The organism is Caballeronia sp. ATUFL_F1_KS4A (genome assembly GCF_023630905.1).
GTDB lineage: Bacteria > Pseudomonadota > Gammaproteobacteria > Burkholderiales > Burkholderiaceae > Caballeronia > Caballeronia zhejiangensis.
The window spans coordinates 101,583-119,791 of record NZ_JALQEB010000035.1; the positions used below are offsets into that span (position 1 = coordinate 101,583).

General features: G+C 64.2%; 23 protein-coding genes. 17 read left to right on the forward strand and 6 right to left on the reverse strand.

Annotated elements, in window-relative coordinates; all coding sequences use genetic code 11:
* Positions 1 to 54: 54 nt before the first annotated feature.
* Positions 55 to 687 carry a TetR/AcrR family transcriptional regulator gene (locus NCS03_RS23075; RefSeq protein WP_250529873.1) on the reverse strand — a complete coding sequence of 211 codons (633 nt, stop codon included), beginning with the start codon at positions 685 to 687 and terminating at the stop codon, positions 55 to 57.
* Positions 688 to 843: 156 nt separating this feature from the next.
* On the opposite strand from NCS03_RS23075, the gene NCS03_RS23080 reads away from it, so the two are divergent.
* Positions 844 to 1,116: a hypothetical protein gene (locus NCS03_RS23080; RefSeq protein WP_008349031.1), complete on the forward strand. Its 273-nt coding sequence runs from the start codon at positions 844 to 846 to the stop codon at positions 1,114 to 1,116.
* On the opposite strand, the gene NCS03_RS23085 is transcribed toward NCS03_RS23080, so the two are convergent.
* The 3 genes from NCS03_RS23085 to NCS03_RS23095 are packed head-to-tail and all read right to left on the reverse strand — an operon-like array spanning position 1,109 to position 4,097.
* Positions 1,109 to 1,435, reverse strand: coding sequence for an AtuA-related protein (locus NCS03_RS23085; RefSeq protein ID WP_250436884.1), 327 nt, complete (start codon positions 1,433 to 1,435; stop codon positions 1,109 to 1,111). The two genes, NCS03_RS23080 and NCS03_RS23085, sit on opposite strands and share 8 nt — an antisense overlap.
* On the reverse strand, positions 1,422 to 2,780 hold the full coding sequence (locus NCS03_RS23090) for an acyclic terpene utilization AtuA family protein (RefSeq protein ID WP_250529874.1): 1,359 nt from the start codon (positions 2,778 to 2,780) through the stop codon (positions 1,422 to 1,424). The genes NCS03_RS23085 and NCS03_RS23090 overlap by 14 nt, the downstream gene beginning before the upstream one ends.
* Before the next feature lie 12 nt (positions 2,781 to 2,792).
* On the reverse strand, positions 2,793 to 4,097 hold the full coding sequence (locus tag NCS03_RS23095) for a CitMHS family transporter (protein ID WP_250529875.1): 1,305 nt from the start codon (positions 4,095 to 4,097) through the stop codon (positions 2,793 to 2,795).
* A gap of 100 nt (positions 4,098 to 4,197) precedes the next feature.
* Between NCS03_RS23095 and NCS03_RS23100 the strand changes: the two genes are divergently transcribed.
* Complete coding sequence (locus NCS03_RS23100; RefSeq protein ID WP_250529876.1) at positions 4,198 to 5,094, forward strand: LysR family transcriptional regulator; 897 nt, start codon at positions 4,198 to 4,200, stop codon at positions 5,092 to 5,094.
* Positions 5,095 to 5,103: 9 nt separating this feature from the next.
* Here the strand turns inward: NCS03_RS23100 and NCS03_RS23105 are convergent, their stop codons facing one another.
* Complete coding sequence (locus NCS03_RS23105; protein WP_008349042.1) at positions 5,104 to 6,162, reverse strand: NAD(P)-dependent alcohol dehydrogenase; 1,059 nt, start codon at positions 6,160 to 6,162, stop codon at positions 5,104 to 5,106.
* A 317-nt stretch (positions 6,163 to 6,479) separates the two neighbouring features.
* On the opposite strand from NCS03_RS23105, the gene NCS03_RS23110 reads away from it, so the two are divergent.
* Positions 6,480 to 6,800, forward strand: coding sequence for a hypothetical protein (locus NCS03_RS23110; protein ID WP_008349044.1), 321 nt, complete (start codon positions 6,480 to 6,482; stop codon positions 6,798 to 6,800).
* On the opposite strand, the gene NCS03_RS23115 is transcribed toward NCS03_RS23110, so the two are convergent.
* Positions 6,791 to 7,276, reverse strand: a complete 486-nt coding sequence (locus NCS03_RS23115; RefSeq protein WP_250529877.1) for a hypothetical protein — start codon at positions 7,274 to 7,276, stop codon at positions 6,791 to 6,793. The genes NCS03_RS23110 and NCS03_RS23115 overlap by 10 nt on opposite strands.
* 270 nt (positions 7,277 to 7,546) lie before the next feature.
* Between NCS03_RS23115 and napE the strand changes: the two genes are divergently transcribed.
* From napE to NCS03_RS23180, 14 genes are read left to right on the forward strand one after another with little or no spacing between them, the layout of a single operon-like run.
* Positions 7,547 to 7,705, forward strand: coding sequence for a periplasmic nitrate reductase, NapE protein (gene napE / locus NCS03_RS23120; RefSeq protein WP_008349047.1), 159 nt, complete (start codon positions 7,547 to 7,549; stop codon positions 7,703 to 7,705).
* Between the two features lie 25 nt (positions 7,706 to 7,730).
* Entirely contained in the window at positions 7,731 to 8,078 is a 348-nt protein-coding gene (locus tag NCS03_RS23125; protein WP_008349049.1) for a chaperone NapD, read from the forward strand.
* Positions 8,050 to 10,533 carry a periplasmic nitrate reductase subunit alpha gene (napA, locus tag NCS03_RS23130; protein WP_008349051.1) on the forward strand — a complete coding sequence of 828 codons (2,484 nt, stop codon included), beginning with the start codon at positions 8,050 to 8,052 and terminating at the stop codon, positions 10,531 to 10,533. Before NCS03_RS23125 ends, napA begins: the two co-directional genes overlap by 29 nt.
* An 18-nt stretch (positions 10,534 to 10,551) precedes the next feature.
* Complete coding sequence (locus NCS03_RS23135) at positions 10,552 to 11,034, forward strand: nitrate reductase cytochrome c-type subunit (RefSeq protein ID WP_008349053.1); 483 nt, start codon at positions 10,552 to 10,554, stop codon at positions 11,032 to 11,034.
* Between the two features lie 20 nt (positions 11,035 to 11,054).
* Complete coding sequence (locus tag NCS03_RS23140; RefSeq protein WP_008349056.1) at positions 11,055 to 11,660, forward strand: NapC/NirT family cytochrome c; 606 nt, start codon at positions 11,055 to 11,057, stop codon at positions 11,658 to 11,660.
* Between the two features lie 24 nt (positions 11,661 to 11,684).
* Positions 11,685 to 12,308 carry a cytochrome c biogenesis heme-transporting ATPase CcmA gene (gene ccmA, locus NCS03_RS23145; protein WP_250529878.1) on the forward strand — a complete coding sequence of 208 codons (624 nt, stop codon included), beginning with the start codon at positions 11,685 to 11,687 and terminating at the stop codon, positions 12,306 to 12,308.
* Entirely contained in the window at positions 12,305 to 12,973 is a 669-nt protein-coding gene (gene ccmB / locus NCS03_RS23150) for a heme exporter protein CcmB (RefSeq protein WP_008349060.1), read from the forward strand. Before ccmA ends, ccmB begins: the two co-directional genes overlap by 4 nt.
* Before the next feature lie 5 nt (positions 12,974 to 12,978).
* On the forward strand, positions 12,979 to 13,722 hold the full coding sequence (gene ccmC / locus NCS03_RS23155; protein WP_250529879.1) for a heme ABC transporter permease CcmC: 744 nt from the start codon (positions 12,979 to 12,981) through the stop codon (positions 13,720 to 13,722).
* A complete protein-coding gene (locus NCS03_RS31175; RefSeq protein WP_268811663.1) occupies positions 13,719 to 13,844 on the forward strand; it encodes a hypothetical protein in 126 nt (41 codons plus the stop codon). The genes ccmC and NCS03_RS31175 overlap by 4 nt, the downstream gene beginning before the upstream one ends.
* Positions 13,841 to 14,296, forward strand: a complete 456-nt coding sequence (gene ccmE / locus NCS03_RS23160; protein WP_250529880.1) for a cytochrome c maturation protein CcmE — start codon at positions 13,841 to 13,843, stop codon at positions 14,294 to 14,296. The genes NCS03_RS31175 and ccmE overlap by 4 nt, the downstream gene beginning before the upstream one ends.
* A complete protein-coding gene (locus NCS03_RS23165) occupies positions 14,293 to 16,260 on the forward strand; it encodes a heme lyase CcmF/NrfE family subunit (protein ID WP_250529881.1) in 1,968 nt (655 codons plus the stop codon). The genes ccmE and NCS03_RS23165 overlap by 4 nt, the downstream gene beginning before the upstream one ends.
* Positions 16,257 to 16,796 carry a DsbE family thiol:disulfide interchange protein gene (locus NCS03_RS23170; protein ID WP_250436892.1) on the forward strand — a complete coding sequence of 180 codons (540 nt, stop codon included), beginning with the start codon at positions 16,257 to 16,259 and terminating at the stop codon, positions 16,794 to 16,796. Before NCS03_RS23165 ends, NCS03_RS23170 begins: the two co-directional genes overlap by 4 nt.
* The gene (locus NCS03_RS23175; protein ID WP_008349071.1) at positions 16,789 to 17,181 is read left to right on the forward strand and encodes a cytochrome c-type biogenesis protein; all 393 of its coding nucleotides are present in this window, start codon (positions 16,789 to 16,791) and stop codon (positions 17,179 to 17,181) included. Before NCS03_RS23170 ends, NCS03_RS23175 begins: the two co-directional genes overlap by 8 nt.
* Positions 17,178 to 18,206, forward strand: coding sequence for a tetratricopeptide repeat protein (locus tag NCS03_RS23180; RefSeq protein WP_250529882.1), 1,029 nt, complete (start codon positions 17,178 to 17,180; stop codon positions 18,204 to 18,206). The genes NCS03_RS23175 and NCS03_RS23180 overlap by 4 nt, the downstream gene beginning before the upstream one ends.
* Positions 18,207 to 18,209: the final 3 nt, after the last annotated feature.

Consider the following 18,209-nt stretch of genomic DNA (forward strand, 5'->3'; position numbering starts at 1 on the left):
AAGCGCAAGGACACTTTGTTTCGTCGTCGAATGTGACGGCTGCGAACGTTTCGCTCAGCGCTTCGCGCGCAGCGGCAGCGTCGCGATGAACTGATCGACCGCCGCGAAAAGCGCCGCACGCCGCACGCCGTCCTGCGCCTGAATCGACAGACCCGCGAACAATGTCATGCACAGCGCGGCGAGCGCCTGAACATCGGTGCGCGCGTCGAGCTCGCCATTTTCGACGCCCTGCGCGAGCCGCGCCGCGACGATCGACGCGACCTTGCGCCGGCGCTTCTGCATCTCGGCGCGCAATTGCGTGTGCTCGCCGCCGACGGACATCGCGCCCAGAAAGATCATGCAGCCACGCGGAGTCTTCCTGCCGGTGAACAATTCGACGCTCGCGCGGAACATCGCGCGCAGGCCGTCGCGCACGGATTCGTGCGCCTGCAATTGCCTGAGCGCCGCGCCGCCTTCGGCTTCCGTGTACAGCTCGACCGCCTCCCGATACAGATCTTCCTTGCTGCCGAAAGCGGCATAGAGGCTCGGCGAATTGATGCCCATTGCTTCGACGAGATCGGCCATCGAACAGGTGTCGTAGCCTTTCGCCCAGAACACTTCCATCGCGTTTCGCAACGCCGCTTCGCGGTCGAATGCGCGCGGCCGGCCGCGCGCCCTGTGCTGCGTCTCGTGCATTTCCGACGACATGTCTCACTCCTTTTCGATGCCGGCGATTAGTGCGTCCATCGAAATTCTGAATTATGTGTCGATCGTAACAAAATAACTGGACGCTGTCGCACGCCGATGCTTAAATATCTGTATCGATCGTCACATAAACATCGGAACCATCTCAGGAGTGTCGCCATGAAATCGACTTTGTCCGCCCTCGCAGCCGCTTTGCTGCTGGCAAGCCCGCTGGTGTCGTTTGCGCAAGCCACGGAAACGGCTGCATCGCCTGCGCCGTATTCGGTGTTCGTCGATCAACCCACCGGCTTCACGTTCGTGAAAATGCCGTCGGGCTGGAAGTTCGTCGGCGCGGTCTCGCAGGAAGAGGCGCAGCATGTGCCGGCGAACGTGTTGACGTCGGTGTTGCCCGCGGATTCCGCGCGCAAGATCGACACGGTATCGGTCAGATAGGCGTTGGGCTGGAAACCGCATCGATTTCGATATCGAGCAAAGCCGAGCTCATCGACTTGCCGTGCGCGTCGAGCGCGAGCGAACGCGTGACGCCGCCGCCGAGCGCATCGCGCAAAACGAAATTGAACGCGTGCAAGAGCGGCAGTTCGTAACGCACGACATCGCCCTTCACGACATCGGCGAGATGCGCTTTCACGCGCTCGGGCGTCAGTTGCGCGCGCAGATGCGCGTAGTGCTTCGCGTCGAAGCAGATCACCGACACGTTCGACGTGTTGCCTTTGTCGCCGGTGCGGCCGTGCGCCAGTTCACGCAGTTTCATCGCTTGCCTCCACGAATTCGAAAACGGGCTTCACGTGTTCGCGCGCGAGCAGCACGGACTGCACCGCGATGACTTCCCGCGTCGCCTTCGTCACGCCGCCGCCGCCCGCCGGGCCGTTGGTATAGAGCGTTTCGATCTCGTTGCCGATGCGCGCCGCCTCCTTCGCGCTCGACGTGCGTCCCGCAACGCGCACGCGCACTTCATACGGCTCTTCGGCGTTCGCTGCAAGCGCGTCGCCGTAAAGCGAATTGACGCCGATGAGGTCGAAGCGCAGTTCGCTCGTATCGATGCACATGATCGACAGCCGTTCGCGCGCGATATCGAGCGCGAGCCGCGCGCGTGCGACCGCGCCCGGACCGCCGTAGGAAATCTGACCTTCGCCGATATAGCCATCGACATAAGCGACCGATGTCTTCAGCGTATCCGTGCGCGCGTGGCCGCGTCCGCCGGTCACGCGCACGCGGTCGCGCGCTTCCTGCGCGACGCGAACTTGCGTGAAATCCGCGACGACGTCCGGCTGAAAATAACGCGCCGGATCGTGAATCTCGTAGAGCAGTTGTTCCTTGCACGTCGCTTCGGTCACGCAGCCGCCTGCGTGCGGCACCTTCGTCACGATGACAGAACCATCCGCGCTCACTTCGCCGATCGGGAAGCCGAGACGCGCGAGATCGTTCACGTCCTTGTAACCGGGGTCGGCGAAATAACCGCCCGTCACCTGACCCGCGCATTCGAGCAAATGACCGACGACGGTCGCCTGTCCGAGCGTCGTCCAGTCGTCCATCTTCCAGCCGAATTCGTGGATGAGCGGCGCGGTGAATAGCGACGGATCCGCAACGCGGCCGGTCAGCACGATGTCCGCGCCCGCCGCGAGCGCAGCGACGATCGGCGCCGCACCGAGATACGCATTCGCCGACACGATGCGGTCCGCGTACGCGCTCACATCGTCGCCGGATTCCTCGAAGCGCAGACGCGAACGCAAAACGACATCGAGCACGTCGTCGCCGGTGACGGCTGCGATTTTCAATCCGTCAAGGCCGAGTTCGCGCGCGATCCTCGCGGTCTTCTTCGCCGCCGCACGCGGATTCGCCGCGCCCATGTTCGAGATGATCCGCACGCCATTTTTCGCCGCGACGGGCAGCACGGCGCGCATGCGCGTTTCGAGCAACGGGTCGTAACCGAGTTCGGGATCGTTGCGGCGCGACTGCTGCGCGATCGCGATCGTGCGTTCGGCAAGGCATTCGAACACGAGATAGTCGAGCGCGCCGTGCTCCGCGAGTTCGACGGCAGGCTCGATGCGATCGCCCGAATAACCCGCGCCCGCGCCGATTCTGATGGTGTCTTTCATGGTGCTTTTCCTTTACAGCGGGAACACGCCCAGCACGACGCACGCGATCGTCATGACGACCGACGCGCCGAACAGTAGCGGGAACGTGAACTTCTGATGATCCGCGAGATCGATGCCGCACAAGCCGACGACGAGAAACGTCGCGGGCGTGAGCGGGCTCACGGGAAAGCCGGTCGTCATCTGACCGAGGAGCGCCGCCTGGCCGACATGCACCGCCGGCACGCCGAGTTGCGACGCCACTTCGGCGATCACCGGCAACACGCCGAAATAGAACGAATCGGGATCGAAGAGCATCGAGAGCGGCATCGACAGCAGGCCGAGCACGACCGGAATGTGGCCGGCAAAAGCGGGCGGCACGAAACCGACCGCCGCCTGCGCCATCGCCTTCAACATGCCGCTGCCCTGCATGATGCCGGTGAACACGCCGGCCGCGAGCAGAATGCCGGCCATCATCAACGCGGCGCGAGCGTGCGCGTCGATGCGCTTTCGCTGCATGTCGACGTTCGGATAATTCACCATCAGCGCAATGCACAGCCCGACCATGAACATGATGGCGGGCGGAATCTTTTCGCCCATCGCGACCATCGTGCCGAGCACGACGACCGTCAGCACGATGTTGAACCAGAAATTCTTCGGGCGGCGCAGCGACTGTTCTTCGGGCGTCAGTTCGCGCTTCGGAAGCGGAATCGCGCCGTTCGCGCTCGAATAGCCGAGACGCTTTTCCTCGCGGCGGCCGAGCCACCACGCCATGCCGAACACGAACACGAGCCCGACGGCCTGCACCGGAATCAGCGGATTGAACAGCGATGAAATCGGCAGATGCAGCGACGCCGATGCGCGGATCATCGGCCCGGTCCACGGCAGAAAGTTGATGCCCGCCGCCATCGAAACGGCCGCGGCGAGCACGCGCTTGTCCATGTTCAGGCGATCGTAGAGCGGCAGCATCGCGGGAATCGTGACGAGAAAGCAGACGGCGCCCGAGCCGTCCAGATGAATCAGCAGCGCGAGCAGCGTCGTGCCCATCACGATGCGCGTCGGTTTCGTGCCGACCGCGCGCAGGATGCGATCGATGATCGGATCGAGCGTGCCCGCGTCCGTGATCGTGCCGAAGTAAAGGATCGCGAACACGAACATACCGACGACCGGCGCGAGGCTCTTCAATCCGTCGATGACGAACTTGCTCGTCGAAAGCCCGAAGCCGCCGATCAGCGACGCCACAATCGGCACGATGATGAGCGCGACGAGCGGCGACATCCGTTTGGAAAGGATCGCCCCGAGCAGGACGACGATGGTGGCGAGGCCGAGCATCGGCAGCATGAACGTGTCTCCGAATATTGTCTTTTGGTGCGGTCCAGAGTAAGTTCGGAGCGGCGATTACACAATTGAAATGATTTGATCGCAGCTATCACGGACCAAAATGGATCTGAATCTTCGCGATATCCGCGCGCTCGTCGCCGTGGCCGAGGCGGGCAGTTTCACGCGCGCCGCCGAACGCCTGCATTTGTCGCAACCCGCGCTGACCGTGCAGATACGCCGCCTGGAGGAAGCCGTCGGCGCGCGGCTTTTCGACCGCAACAGCCGCAACGTCGCGCTGACGCCGACCGGACGGGAACTGCTGCCGCTCCTGCGCAAGTCGTTGCGCGACATGGAGAACGTGCTGCGCGATGCCCGCGCGATGGGCATCGGCGAAAGCGGCACGATCCGCATCGCGTGCCTGCCGACGTTCGCGGCGAGCGTGTTGCCTGAGTTGATCATCGGCATGAAGCGCGAGGTGCCGGGCGTCGCATTTCAGATTCGCGACGTCGTGGCGAGCACCGTGAATGCGCTCGTGCGCAGCGAGGAAGCCGATATCGGGCTGACCGGCGGCGATGTGGCCGATCCGTTGCTTGAAGTGCTGCATGCGGGCGTGGACCGGCTCGTCGCGGTGTGTCCGAAGGCGCATGCGCTCGCGAAGAAACGCCGCATCTCGCTCGACGATCTCGCGCGTTCGCCGCTCGTGCTCACCGCGCCAGGCACGAGCGTGCGCGCGGTCGTCGACGCCGCGCTCAGCGAGACGCGCGAAACGCTCGAGATAGCGTGCGAGCCGACTTACATGATGACCGCCGTCGCGATGGTGCGCGGCGGCCTCGGCGTGACGATTTTGCCGGAAACCGCGCGCGAGGTGCGCGCGGAACCGGGGCTCGTCGCGAAACCGATCGACCATCCGGCGTTCGTGCGGCCGATCGCCATCGTGAAGAAGCGCGGCAGGACGCTGCCGGCAGTGACGGAACGCTTCGTCGAAAGCATGCGCGAGGCGATGACATCGCCCCGCTGATACACAGGCTTACTTTTCCATCGTCGCCATGTCGATCACGAAGCGATACTTCACGTCGCTCTTCAACATGCGCTCGTAAGCCTTGTTGACTTCGTCCATGCGAATCATCTCGATGTCGGACGTGATGCCGTGCTTGCCGCAGAAATCGAGCATTTCCTGCGTTTCCGCGATGCCGCCGATCAGCGAGCCCGCGAGCGAGCGGCGCTTGAAGATCATGTTCATCACCGAAGGCGACGGATGCGGATGCTCCGGCGCGCCGACGAGCGTCATGGTGCCGTCACGCTTGAGCAGCGACATGAACTGATCGAGATCGTGCGACGCGGCGACCGTGTTCAAGATGAAATCGAAGCTGTTCGCGTGCGCGGCCATCTGATCCGGATCTTTCGACACGACGACTTCATGCGCGCCCAGACGCTTCGCATCCTCGATCTTGCCCGGCGACGTGGTGAAGAGCACGACATGCGCGCCCATTGCGGCGGCGATCTTCACGCCCATGTGACCGAGACCGCCGAGACCGACGATGCCCACCTTGTGCCCCTTCTGCACGTTCCAGTGGCGCAGCGGCGAGTACGTGGTGATGCCCGCGCACAGCAACGGTGCAACGGCCGCGAGTTCGAGGTTCTCGGGGATGCTCAGCACGAACGCCTCGTCGACGACGATGTTCGTCGAATAGCCGCCGAAGGTCACGCCGCCCGACTTCTTATCCGGCGAGTTGTAGGTTTGCGTAAAGCTTTCCGGGCTCTCGCAATATTGTTCGAGTCCTTCCTTGCACGCATTGCAGACGCGGCATGAATCGACCATGCAGCCGACGCCCGCCAGTTGCCCGACCTTGAACTTCGACACGTCGGAACCGACTGCCGCGACGCGACCGACGATCTCATGGCCCGGCACGACCGGATAGTTCGTGCCGCCCCATTCGTTGCGCGCCATATGCAGGTCGGAATGACAGACGCCGCAGAACAGAATGTCGATGCGGACATCGTTCGGACCGACATCGCGGCGTTGAATTTCGAGCGGACCGAGCGGCTTGTCGGCTGCGGATGCTGCATAGGAATACGCTTTCAGCATGGTTTGCTTCCCTCTTTGATTTGCATCTGTGAACAGGACCGGCGCTTGCTCCTGCCGGAGAAGCGCGGCTATTGAATCAGACGTGCTGGATGGTCTTTGTGTGCGGCAGCGAACGTTCGCCATCATGCTCCGCCACGCGTTGCGAGCGACTTGCCGATCGCGCCGGTAGTTAGGCGGAGACGCGCAACGTCAGTACTGTATGCCTATCGGGGATTATCTGCCGAAACGACCGCGCGCCAGGCGCGTCGCCGGAGAATTTGACAATCGGCGCCGTGAGGATCGACCTAGCGGCGGAAGCATTTCGAGAGACCAGAACGATGAAAGCGAAAGCCATTACGGCCAGCATCGGCATGCCGGGCGGCGCGGTCAGCGCCGAGTTTCATATCGATACGGGGCGACTCAGGATCTTCGAGCGCGGCATGCTGCGCGTCGAATTGTTTCCGCCGCAATCGTGGTTCACGGTGGCGTCGGTGGCGGGAAACAGCCGCTGGGGCACGCGGCCGCTGGAAGCGGATATGCGTCTCGTCGTCGAGAGCTTTATCCTGCAGCGCTTCGGCATGAAGGCGTATCGGGGCGAGACTTCCAGCGCGCAACGCGTATTCGATTCGCGATCCGAATCTTTAGCGGATCATCTCTGACTGCGCGCGGGCGGCTGATAGCCCGGAACCTGATGCAGCGCGCAATCGCACGCTGCGGAGAGCGCCGCCAGCCGCTCGATGTTCTCGCGAAAGTCGGCCTGCGTGCGCGCAATCGTTTCACGCAGCGCTTCGACCCGCGGCATGATCTGTTCCGCGATCACGCTGCTTTCTTCTTTCTTCCCGAGCCACGCTTCGGCGTCTTCGCGCGCTTCGCGCAGTTCCATCACCGAGACTTCGGTCTGTGCCTGAAGACGCGCATAGGTTTGCGCGAGTTCGCCGAGCCCCATCGATTCCATGCGTTCGACGAAATCGCGCGTCGAATGCATTGCGAGTTCACCGGCGTCGTAAGCCATGAACTGGGCATCGTCGATTGAAAGCGAGATGCGGCCTTCGGGCGTGGCGAATTCGAGCTTGATCGGCATGATGCGTGGATGTCCGTAATCGAAGAAGTGACCGGATTCTAGAAAGCCGCGCATGAAGCGACATTCAGAACAAGATGAAAGCCATATCGCGCGCGTGAAAAGGAGCATTAACGTCATTGCGATTCGTTCGAGCGCGCGAAACGATGCACGGCGATTAATTCGAATTGCGCCACATTTGGCGCGATGGAAATTTATCGACAGTTGCAAAACCCGCCCTCGACGCCGTGCGATTTTCAACTTGAAAAGATGCATTTCTTAAACCAACAATGGATCCATCTTTCGCGCTGGCCACTCCACTTCGCCAACCGAGATCTGACGCGCCCCATGGATGAGAAAGACGAAATACGCAAATCCGAAGAGTTGCGCAGCTTTCTGTTTCTGACCGTCGTCATGGTTCCCGTGCTCACGGTCATGATCATCGCCACTTACGGATTCGCGGTCTGGTTCTATCAGATGCTGATCGGCGGACCGCCACATCATTAACGAGCGTCGCGACTATTTGAATTAAATGGAGCTCAAACCCGTCGATATCAACGATCGTTACGCCGACAAGACCGACGAGTCTTGCGAGTTTCACATAGCCGGCGTCGTTGTATTCGGCCGTATAGAAGCGCTGCAACGAATTACGCGCGCGCTCGCGGCTTTGCCTGGCGCGCAAGTTCACGGATCGAGCGCCGACGGCAAGATCGTTCTCACGCTCGAAAGCGATCGCTCGGCTTGCGTCGCCGAACAATTGCAGGCGGTGCAATCCATTCCCGATGTCATCAGCACCGCGCTCGTCTATCAGCATCACGAAGCCGCCGATCCGCTCACCGAGGACATCGACGATGAAACTGACTCGTCGCGCGTTCATTAAGCAGACGGCCGCCACCACGGCGGCCGCATCCGCGGGCATCACGCTGCCCGACATGCACGCCGTCGCGCAGAGCGACGACATCGCCTGGTCGAAAGCGCCCTGCCGCTTCTGCGGAACGGGATGCGGCGTGCTCGTCGGCGTGAAGGGCAATCAGGTCGTCGCGACACAGGCCGACCCGCAGGCGGAAGTCAACCGCGGACTCAACTGCGTGAAGGGCTACTTCCTCTCGAAGATCATGTACGGCCAGGACCGTCTGACGACGCCGCTCATGCGGATGAAAGACGGCAAATACGACAAGAACGGCGAATTCCTGCCTGTGTCGTGGGATGTCGCGTTCAACGTGATGGCCGAGCAGTTCAAGCGCGTGCTGAAGGAGAAAGGGCCGACGGCCGTCGGCATGTTCGGTTCGGGGCAATGGACCGTCTGGGAAGGCTACGCAGGCGTCAAGCTGATGAAGGCGGGATTTCGCAGCAACAATATCGATCCGAACGCGCGGCATTGCATGGCATCGGCCGTGACGGGCTTCATGCGGACCTTCGGCATGGACGAGCCGATGGGCTGCTACGACGACATCGAAGCCACCGACGCCTTCGTGCTGTGGGGCTCCAATATGGCCGAGATGCATCCGGTGCTGTGGTCGCGCGTGACGGCGCGGCGGCTTTCGAATCAGGACGTGCGCGTCGTCACGCTGTCGACGTTCGAGCATCGTTCGTTCGATCTCGCCGATCAAACCATCGTCTTCACGCCGCAATCCGATCTCGCGATCATGAATTACATCGCGAACTACATCATCAAGAACGGCAAGGTGAACCGCGATTTCGTCGACAAGCACACGAACTTCAAGAAGGGCAACGCGGACATCGGTTACGGGCTGCGGCCCGACCATCCGCTGCAAAAGGCGGCGAAGAACGCGGGCGATCCGAACGGCTCGCAGCCGATCACCTTCGACGAATTCGCGCAGTTCGTCTCGCGCTACGACGCTGCCTACGTGACGAAAATTTCCGGCGTGCCGAAGAACAAGCTCGACCAGCTCGCGCAGTTGTACGCGGACCCGAAGACGAAAGTCGTGTCCTTCTGGACGATGGGCTTCAATCAGCACACGCGCGGAACCTGGGCCAACAACATGGTCTACAACCTGCATCTGCTGACGGGAAAGATATCGACGCCGGGCAACAGCCCGTTCTCGCTGACGGGCCAGCCGTCCGCGTGCGGCACGGCGCGCGAAGTCGGCACGTTTTCGCATCGGCTGCCCGCCGATATGGTCGTGACCAACCCGAAGCATCGCGAGGAAGCGGAGCATATCTGGAAGCTGCCCGCGGGCACCATCCCCGACAAGCCGGGCTTTCATGCCGTGCTGCAAAACCGCATGCTCAAGGACGGCAAGATCAACGCTTATTGGGTGATGGTCAACAACAACATGCAGGCTGCCGCGAATATCAACAACGAAGCGCTGCCGGGGTATCGCAAGGATTCGAATTTCGTCGTCGTGTCGGATGTGTATCCGACGGTCACGGCCGTCGCCGCCGATCTGATCCTGCCATCCGCGATGTGGGTCGAGAAGGAAGGCGCCTACGGCAACGCGGAACGGCGCACGCAGTTCTGGCATCAGCTCGTACAGGCGCCAGGCGGCGCGCATTCGGATCTCTGGCAGATCGTGGAATTCTCCAAGCGCTTCAAGGTCGAGGAAGTCTGGCCCGCCGAACTGCTCGCGAAAAAGCCCGAATACAAGGGCAAGACGCTCTACGACATCCTGTATCGCAACGGCCAGGTCGACAAGTTTCCCGCTTCGCAAGTCGATCCGAAATATCGCAACAACGAGGCTGCGGCGTTCGGCTTCTATATCCAGAAAGGATTGTTCGAGGAATACGCGAGCTTCGGACGCGGCCACGGCCACGATCTCGCGCCGTTCGACATGTATCACCAGGCGCGCGGCATCCGCTGGCCGGTCGTCGATGGCAAGGAAACGCGCTGGCGTTACAAGGAGGGCTCCGATCCGTATGTGAAGGCCGGCGCCGACTGGCAGTTCTACGGCAATCCGGACGGCCGCGCGGTGATCTACGCGCTGCCTTACGAGCCGCCCGCCGAATCGCCGGACAAGGACTATCCGTTCTGGCTCGCGACGGGCCGCGTGTTGGAGCACTGGCATTCGGGATCGATGACGCGCCGCGTGCCCGAGCTGTATCGCGCGTTTCCGAACGCGGTGTGCTTCATGCATCCCGACGACGCGAAAGCGCTTGGCCTGCGACGCGGCGTCGAGGTGCGCGTGATATCGCGGCGCGGCGAGATGCGTACGCGCGTCGAGACGCGCGGCCGCGACAAGCCGCCGCGCGGGCTCGTCTTCGTGCCGTGGTTCGATTCGAGCCAGCTCATCAACAAGGTGACGCTCGACGCCACCGATCCGATCTCGTTTCAGACCGACTACAAGAAGTGCGCGGTCAAGATCGTGCGGGTCTAGGGTCCGGGAGCCGACGCCATGCGTACGTTGACAGCCATCGTCATTGCATCGCTTCTTGCGCTGGCCGTGCTCGCGATCGCGCAGCCCACGGTGCCCAGTCTGCCGTTCCACGATTCGCTGCGCGGCACGGCACCGCTCGATGAGGAACCGAAAGCCCCGCTCATCGCGCCGACCGAAAACAAGGACGTGATACGCGGACTCAACTACGCACAGCAGCCGCCGACGATCCCGCACAAGATCGACAACTATCAGCTCGACAAGAACGCCAACCGCTGTCTCGGGTGTCACGCGCGCAGCCGCGCCGAGGAAAGCGGCGCGGTGCCGGTGGCGGTGTCGCATTACATGGATCGCGAGGGCGGCGTGTCCGGGCATTTGTCGCCGCGACGCTACTTCTGCACGCAATGCCACGTCCCGCAGGCCGATACGAAACCGCTCGTCGGCAATACGTTCGTCGCCGTCGAAGACGTCAGGCAGCAGCCGGACAAAACCAAGAAGCGATAGACGATAAACAAGCGACCATCATGTGGGCACTGATCAAGCGCTACTGGATCACCATTCGCCGGCCGAGCCTCTATTACAGCCTCGGCTTTCTGACGCTGGGCGGCTTCGTCGCCGGCGTGGTGTTCTGGGGCGCCTTCAACACGGCGATGGAGCTGACCAACACCGAAGTCTTCTGCACCGGCTGTCACGAGATGCGCGACAACACCTACGCCGAACTGAAGAACACGATCCACTTCAGCAACCGCACGGGCGTGCACGCGAAGTGCTCGGACTGCCATGTTCCCCACAACTGGACCGACAAGATCGCCCGAAAGATGCAGGCGTCGAAGGAAGTGTGGGCGAAGATTTTCGGCGCGGTGAACACGCGCGAAAAGTTCCTCGACAAGCGGCTCGAACTGGCCGAGCACGAATGGGCGCGCTTCAAGGCGAACGACTCGCTCGAATGCCGCAATTGCCACTCGTTCCAGTACATGGACTTCACGCGGCAAAGCCCGCGCGCGCAGCAGGCGCATCAGCGCTTTCTGGAGACGGGCGAGAAGACGTGCATCGATTGCCACAAGGGCATCGCGCATGAACTGCCGAACATGGCGAAGGCGCAGGAAATCGACGACAGAAAGAAGCAGTAAACAACGCCAAGAGAGGAAACATTCATGCTCAGCGCCCGGCAACTCGACGTGATGCGCGGCAGCCGCACGATCGTCGCCGGCGTGAATCTGTGCGTCGATGGCGGCGCGGCGTTGCTCATCCACGGCGCGAACGGCAGCGGCAAGAGCTCGTTGATCGCCGCGCTCGCGGGTCTGTTGCCGCCCGCCGCGGGGAAGGTGTCGTGGCGCGGCGTGAACGTGCGCGACGATCCGGCGCGCTTCAGACGCGACCTCGCGTATCTCGGCCACGCCGACGGCTTCAACGGCGAACTGACGGTCGCGGAAAACCTGCGCTTCGCGGCGTTGCTCGGCGCGAACGCCTTGCGCGCGAACGAGCGCGACGTGCTCGAGCGCGCCGGTTTGCGGCCGCTGATGCACGCGCGCCTGAACCGGCTGTCGGAAGGTCAGCGGCGGCGCGTGGCGCTCGCGCGGCTCGTGCTCGCGGCCAAGCCGCTGTGGCTGCTCGACGAACCCACCGAAGCCGTCGATGACGCGGGCGCGCTCTGGTTCGCCGCATGCATGGACGATCATCTGCGCGAAGGCGGCGCGCTCGTCGCGACGACGCATCGCCCGCTTGCCGTCGATGCCGCGCGCGCACGTCATCTGCATCTCGAACGGAGCGCGGCATGATCGCGCTGACGCTTCGGGTGATCCGGCGCGAGCTGCTCTTGAACTGGCGCTCGCGCACCGTGACGCTTTCCGTGCTGCTTTTCTTCGTGCTGGCGTCGAGTCTGTTTCCGCTCGGCGTCGGTCCCGATCCGAAGCTGTTGCACGCAATCGCGCCGGGCGTGCTGTGGGTCACGGCGCTGTTCGCGGCGCTGCTTTCGGCTGGCCAGCTCTTCAGCAACGATTTCGCGAGCGGCGCGCTCGAACAGATGCTGCTTTCGCCGCAGCCGCTCGCGGGCATCGTGCTCGGCAAGATCGCCGCTCACTGGATCACGACCGGTCTCGCGCTCGTCGTGCTCGCGCCCGTCGTCGCGCTCGAATACGGGCTCGATGCGCGCACGATCCTCATGCTGATGGCGTCGCTCCTGATCGGCACGCCGCTGCTTTCGCTGATCGGTTCGATGGGCGCGGCGCTCACGCTCGGCGTGCGCGGCGGCAGCGTCGTGCTCGCATTGCTGATTCTTCCACTCTACGTGCCGGTGCTCGTATTCGGCGTCGGCGCGGCCGATCCCGCCGCGAGCGCCGCATGGGCGAACGCGAATTTCTCGCTGCTCGCGGCGGCGTTGTGCATCGCGCTATGGCTGTGTCCGTTCGCGAGCGCGGCGGCCCTGCGCATATCGATGGAATAGCGCCTATGAACTGGTTCCGCTACGCGTCCGCCCGCAACTTCGAACGCTTCGCCGCGCGCGCGACGCCGTGGTTCGCGTTCGCGTCGGTCGTGTTCATCGCGATGGGACTCGTGATCGGCCTCGGCGTCGCGCCCGCCGATGCGCTGCAACGCGACATCTACCGCATCATGTTCGTGCATGTGCCCGCCGCGTGGATGTCGATGCTCATCTACCTCGTGATGGCCGCGTACAGCGCGCTGCATCTCGCGATGAACGCGCGCCTTTCCGCGATGATGGCCCGCGCGCTCGCCCCGACCGGCGCGTCGTTCACGGCGATCGCGCTGATTTCGGGCGCGTTGTGGGGCAAGCCGACGTGGGGCACATGGTGGGTCTGGGACGCGCGGCTCACGTCGGAGCTGATCCTGTTCTTCCTGTACGTCGGCTATCTCGCGCTGCACGCGGCCATCGACGGCACCCGCCGCGCCGATCGAGCGTGCTCGGTGCTCGCGCTGATCGGCGTCGTGAATGTCCCGATCATCTATTTTTCCGTGCAATGGTGGTACACGCTGCATCAAGGACCGTCGCTCGGATTCGGCAGCGGCGTCGCGATGGAAACGTCGATGGCTTGGGGCATCGTCCTGATGACGGCGGGATTCTGGTCGTATGCGATCGCCGTGGCGTTGGCGCGCGCGCGCGTCATCCTGCGCGCGGCCGAACGCGTGCGCGCGAGCGACGAGCGTCCGTCGCGAATCGAGGAGCGTGCCGCATGAACACGCTCGCATCCGTCCCGACGATGCTCGCCGCGAATCCGCTGCTTTGCGCCGCGTTCGCGATCACTTTTCTGCTGATGGGCGCGGAGGCGTGGCTCGTCCACCGCGCGCTGCGCCGATGAAAGCGCGCCATCGCCGCTTCGCGTTCATCGCGCTCGGCCTCGCGAGCGCCGCGCTCGCGTGCGCGTTCGTGCTCAACGCGTTCCGCGCCAACGTGATGTTCTTCGTCAGCCCGAGCGAGATCGCGTCGCACGAGGAAACGCGCACGCAGCGCTTCCGGCTCGGCGGACTCGTCGAACGCGGATCGCTCTTGAAGCACGCCGACAGCCGCACGGTGAGCTTCGTCGTCACGGACGGGCGCGCGTCGATTCCTGTCGTCTACACGGGCGCGCTGCCCGATCTCTTTCTCGAAGGCAGCGGCGTCGTCGCGCAAGGCACGCTCGGCGCCGACGGACGTTTTCACGCCGACGAAGTCCTGGCCAAGCACGACGAAAAGTACACGCCGCCGCCACTCGAACGCGCGCTGCGTGAAGCGCGCGCATCGGCGGACGGGAACGCGGGAGCGCGCCGATGATCCCCGAGATCGGCCATTTCGCGCTCATCCTCGCGATGCTGCTCGCGCTCGTCGCGGGCATCGTGCCGATGCTCGGCGCGCGACTTGCCATCGAAGGATGGATGCGCGTCGCCGCGCCCGCCGCGTGCGGGCAATTCGGCTTCGTCGCGATCGCGTTCGGCTGTCTCGCGACGTCGTTTCTCGACGACGATTTTTCCGTGATCTACGTCGTCGGGAATTCGAACTCGGCGCTGCCGGCCATTTATCGGTTCACCGCGGTCTGGGGCGGTCACGAAGGCTCGCTGCTGCTGTGGGCGCTGCTGCTCACGCTCTGGATGAGCGCGGTCGTGTGCTTCGGCAAGCGCCTACCGTTGCCGTTCGCGGCGCGCGTGCTCGGCGTGATGAGCTGGATCGACGCGGGCTTTCTGCTTTTCATGCTGCTGACGTCGAATCCGTTCACGCGCATCATGCCGCCCGCGATGAACGGCCGCGATCTCAATCCGCTGTTGCAGGATCCCGGCATGGTGATTCATCCGCCGCTGCTGTACATGGGCTACGTCGGCTTTTCGGTGGCGTTCGCGTTCGCCATCGCCGCGCTGCTCGATGGCAAGCTCGACTCCGCCTGGGCGCGCGCCTCGCGCGCGTGGACGCTCGCCTCATGGACGTTCCTGACGCTCGGCATCATGCTCGGCAGCGCGTGGGCATACTACGAACTCGGCTGGGGCGGATGGTGGTTCTGGGATCCGGTCGAAAACGCGTCGTTCATGCCGTGGCTCGTCGGCACCGCGCTGATTCATTCGCTCGCCGCGACCGCCAAGCGCGGCGCGTTTCGCGCGTGGAGCGCGCTGCTCGCGATCTGCGCGTTCTCGCTCTCGTTGCTCGGCACGTTTCTCGTGCGCTCGGGCGTCGTGACATCGGTGCACGGCTTCGCGTCCGATCCGGCGCGCGGCGTGTTCATCCTCGCGTTGCTCGCGCTGTTTTCGGGCGGCGGTCTCGCGCTGTTCGCGTGGCGCGCGCCGCGAGCCGTGTCGGCGGTCGGTTTCGAGCCCGTATCTCGCGAGGCGTTGCTGCTGTCGAACAATCTGCTGATGCTCGTCGCCGCTGCATCGGTGATGCTCGGCACGCTCTATCCGATGGTCCTCGACGCGCTCGATCTCGACAAGATTTCCGTCGGCGCGCCGTACTTCGACAGCGTGTTCGTCCCGCTGATGACACCCGCGATCTTTCTGATGGGCGTCGGGCCGCTCGCGCGCTGGAAGGCCGCGCGTCTGCCGCAGCTTGCCGTGCGGCTGCGCTGGGCCGCGCTCGTGAGCGTGGCGAGCGCGTTCGTGCCCGGCGTGTCGCGTCCGTTCGTGAGCCTCGGCTTGCTGCTCGCCGCGTGGACGTTCGCGACGATCGCGACGAACGTGATCGAGCGCGTCATCAAGGGACGGCAGCGCGTGCGGCTCGCGACCGTCGGCATGTGGCTCGCACACGCGGGCGTCGGCGTGTTCGTCGTCGGCGTGACGATGGTGAAGGGCTTTCCCGTCGAACGCGACGCGCGGCTCGCGCCCGGCGAGAGCGTCGATGCGGGCGGATATCGCTTCCGGCTCGACAACGTGCGCGCGATCGACGGACCGAACTATCGCGCGACGCGTGCGACGATCGCGGTGACGCGCGACGGCAAAGCTATCGCGACACTGCATCCGGAGAAACGCGAATTCCTCGCCTCCAACACGCCGACGACCGAAGCCGCCATCGATCGCGGCGTGCTGCGCGATCTGTACGTCGCGCTCGATCAGCCGGCGGGCGGCGGCGCGTGGACCGTGCGTATCCAGATCAAGCCGTTCGTGCGCTGGATCTGGGGCGGCTGCGTGTTGATGGCGCTCGGCGGCCTGCTCGCGGCGGCGGATCGGCGTTACGCAAAGCTGCGCGCGCCGCAGCGAGCCGCCGCCGTTGCGATTGCCGTGGAACCGCCCCGAAGCATCGGCGAGACAGGACGATGAAGCGCTTTCTGATTCCGCTCGCCGTGTTCGGTCTGCTCGTCGCGGTGCTCGCGGCCGGTTTGCGCCACGATCCGCGTCGCCTGCCTTCCGCGCTCATCGGCAAACCCGCGCCGGAGTTCGATCTGCCGCGTCTCGATGCCGCGAACCGGACGATGTCGTCGCATGCGCTGCGCGGACAGGTGTGGATTCTGAACGTGTGGGCGTCGTGGTGCGAAGCGTGCCGCGATGAGCATGCCGTCCTGATGGATTTCGCGGCGAGCGGCGCGGCGCCGGTGTACGGCCTGAACTACCGCGACGAACGCGCGCCCGCGCTGCAATGGCTCGAGACGGCGGGCAATCCGTACGTGACGTCGTTCGTCGATCGCGACGGGCTCACCGGCATCGACTATGGCGTGTACGGCGTGCCGGAGACGTTCGTGATCGATCGCGCGGGCGTCGTGCGCTATCGGCAGGCGGGACCGCTCACGCGCGCGTCGATCGATGGCGTGATTGGTCCGCTCGTCGGCAAGCTGCAAAAGGAGAACGCGCGTGATTAGGCGGCTCGCGTGGATGATCGCTGCGTGCATCGGGTGCGCTCAGGCGCAGCAATCGCCCGATGACGAACGCGCGCGCCATCTCGCGGAGCATTTCCGCTGCGTCGTGTGCCAGAACCAGAGCCTCGCCGATTCGACCGCCGATCTCGCCGCCGATCTGCGCGCGCGCATTCGCGAGCAAGTCGGGCAAGGCGCGAGCGACGAGCAGATTCAGGCGTACATGGTGCGCCGATACGGCGACTTCGTGCTGTATCGGCCGCCCGTGAAGCCCGTCACGTGGGCGCTGTGGTTCGGGCCGTTCGCCGTGCTCGCGGCGGGCGCGGTTGCGATGGCGCTGCATATCCGGCGCGCGCATCAGACCCGAAGAAAAAGGAGCATGAGCCGATGATCCCGTTCTGGCTGATCGTTGCCGCGATGCTCTTCGCCGCGCTCGCATGCGTCGTGCCGCCGCTGTTGCGCGCGCGCGTCGCGAATCAGCGAACGACGCACGCCGCGCTCGCCGGCTTGCTGATCGCGCTCGTGCCGGCGTCCGCGCTGACGCTTTACATGCGTGTCGGCGATCCGGCGGCGCTCGCGATTCAAGCGGCGGCGGGTTCATCGGTGAGCGAACACGCGGACACGCCCCGGTCGATGGAAGCGGCCGTCAGTCTTCTGGCCGCGCGGTTGCGGCGCAATCCCGACGACGCCCAAGGCTGGACGATGCTCGCGCGTTCGTACATGGTGCTGACGCGCGCCGACGATGCCGCGCAGGCGTATCGGCGGGCGGTTGCGCTGAATCCGCGCGATGCCGAATTGCTTGCCGATTACGCCGATGCCATCGCGAGCGCGAACGGCGGCGATCTCAACGACGCGGCGCTGAAGGTCATCCACTCGGCGCTCGCGCTCGACGCGACGCAGCCGAAGGCGCTGGCGCTGGCTGCATCGGCGGCATTCGACCGGCGCGAATACACGCAAGCCATCGGATACTGGGAGCGTTTGAGGCAGGTGCCGGATCTCGCGCCGCAGGTCGCGCAGCAGGCGCAGAAGAATATCGACGAAGTGCGGGCGATCGCGGACGGCACCGGTTCGGCGTCGATCGAAGTCCGCGTGCAGTTGAGCCCTGAGTTCGCGTCGCGCGTCCGTCCAACGGATACGGTCTTCGTCTACGCGCTCGCCGACGATGGCTCACGCATGCCGATCGCGGTCCAGCGCCTGAGCGCGAACCAGCTTCCTGCGACGGTTTATCTCAACGATTCAATGTCGATGACGCCGAACCGCCGCCTCTCGGATTTCGAGCGCATCGACATCGCTGCGCGCGTGTCGGGGTCCGGGAAAGCGCGGCCATCGCCCGGCGATCTGAGCGGATCGAGCGGACGGGTATCGACGAAAGATGCGGGCGTGATTGAACTGACGATCGGCGAAATCGTGCGCTGAAGT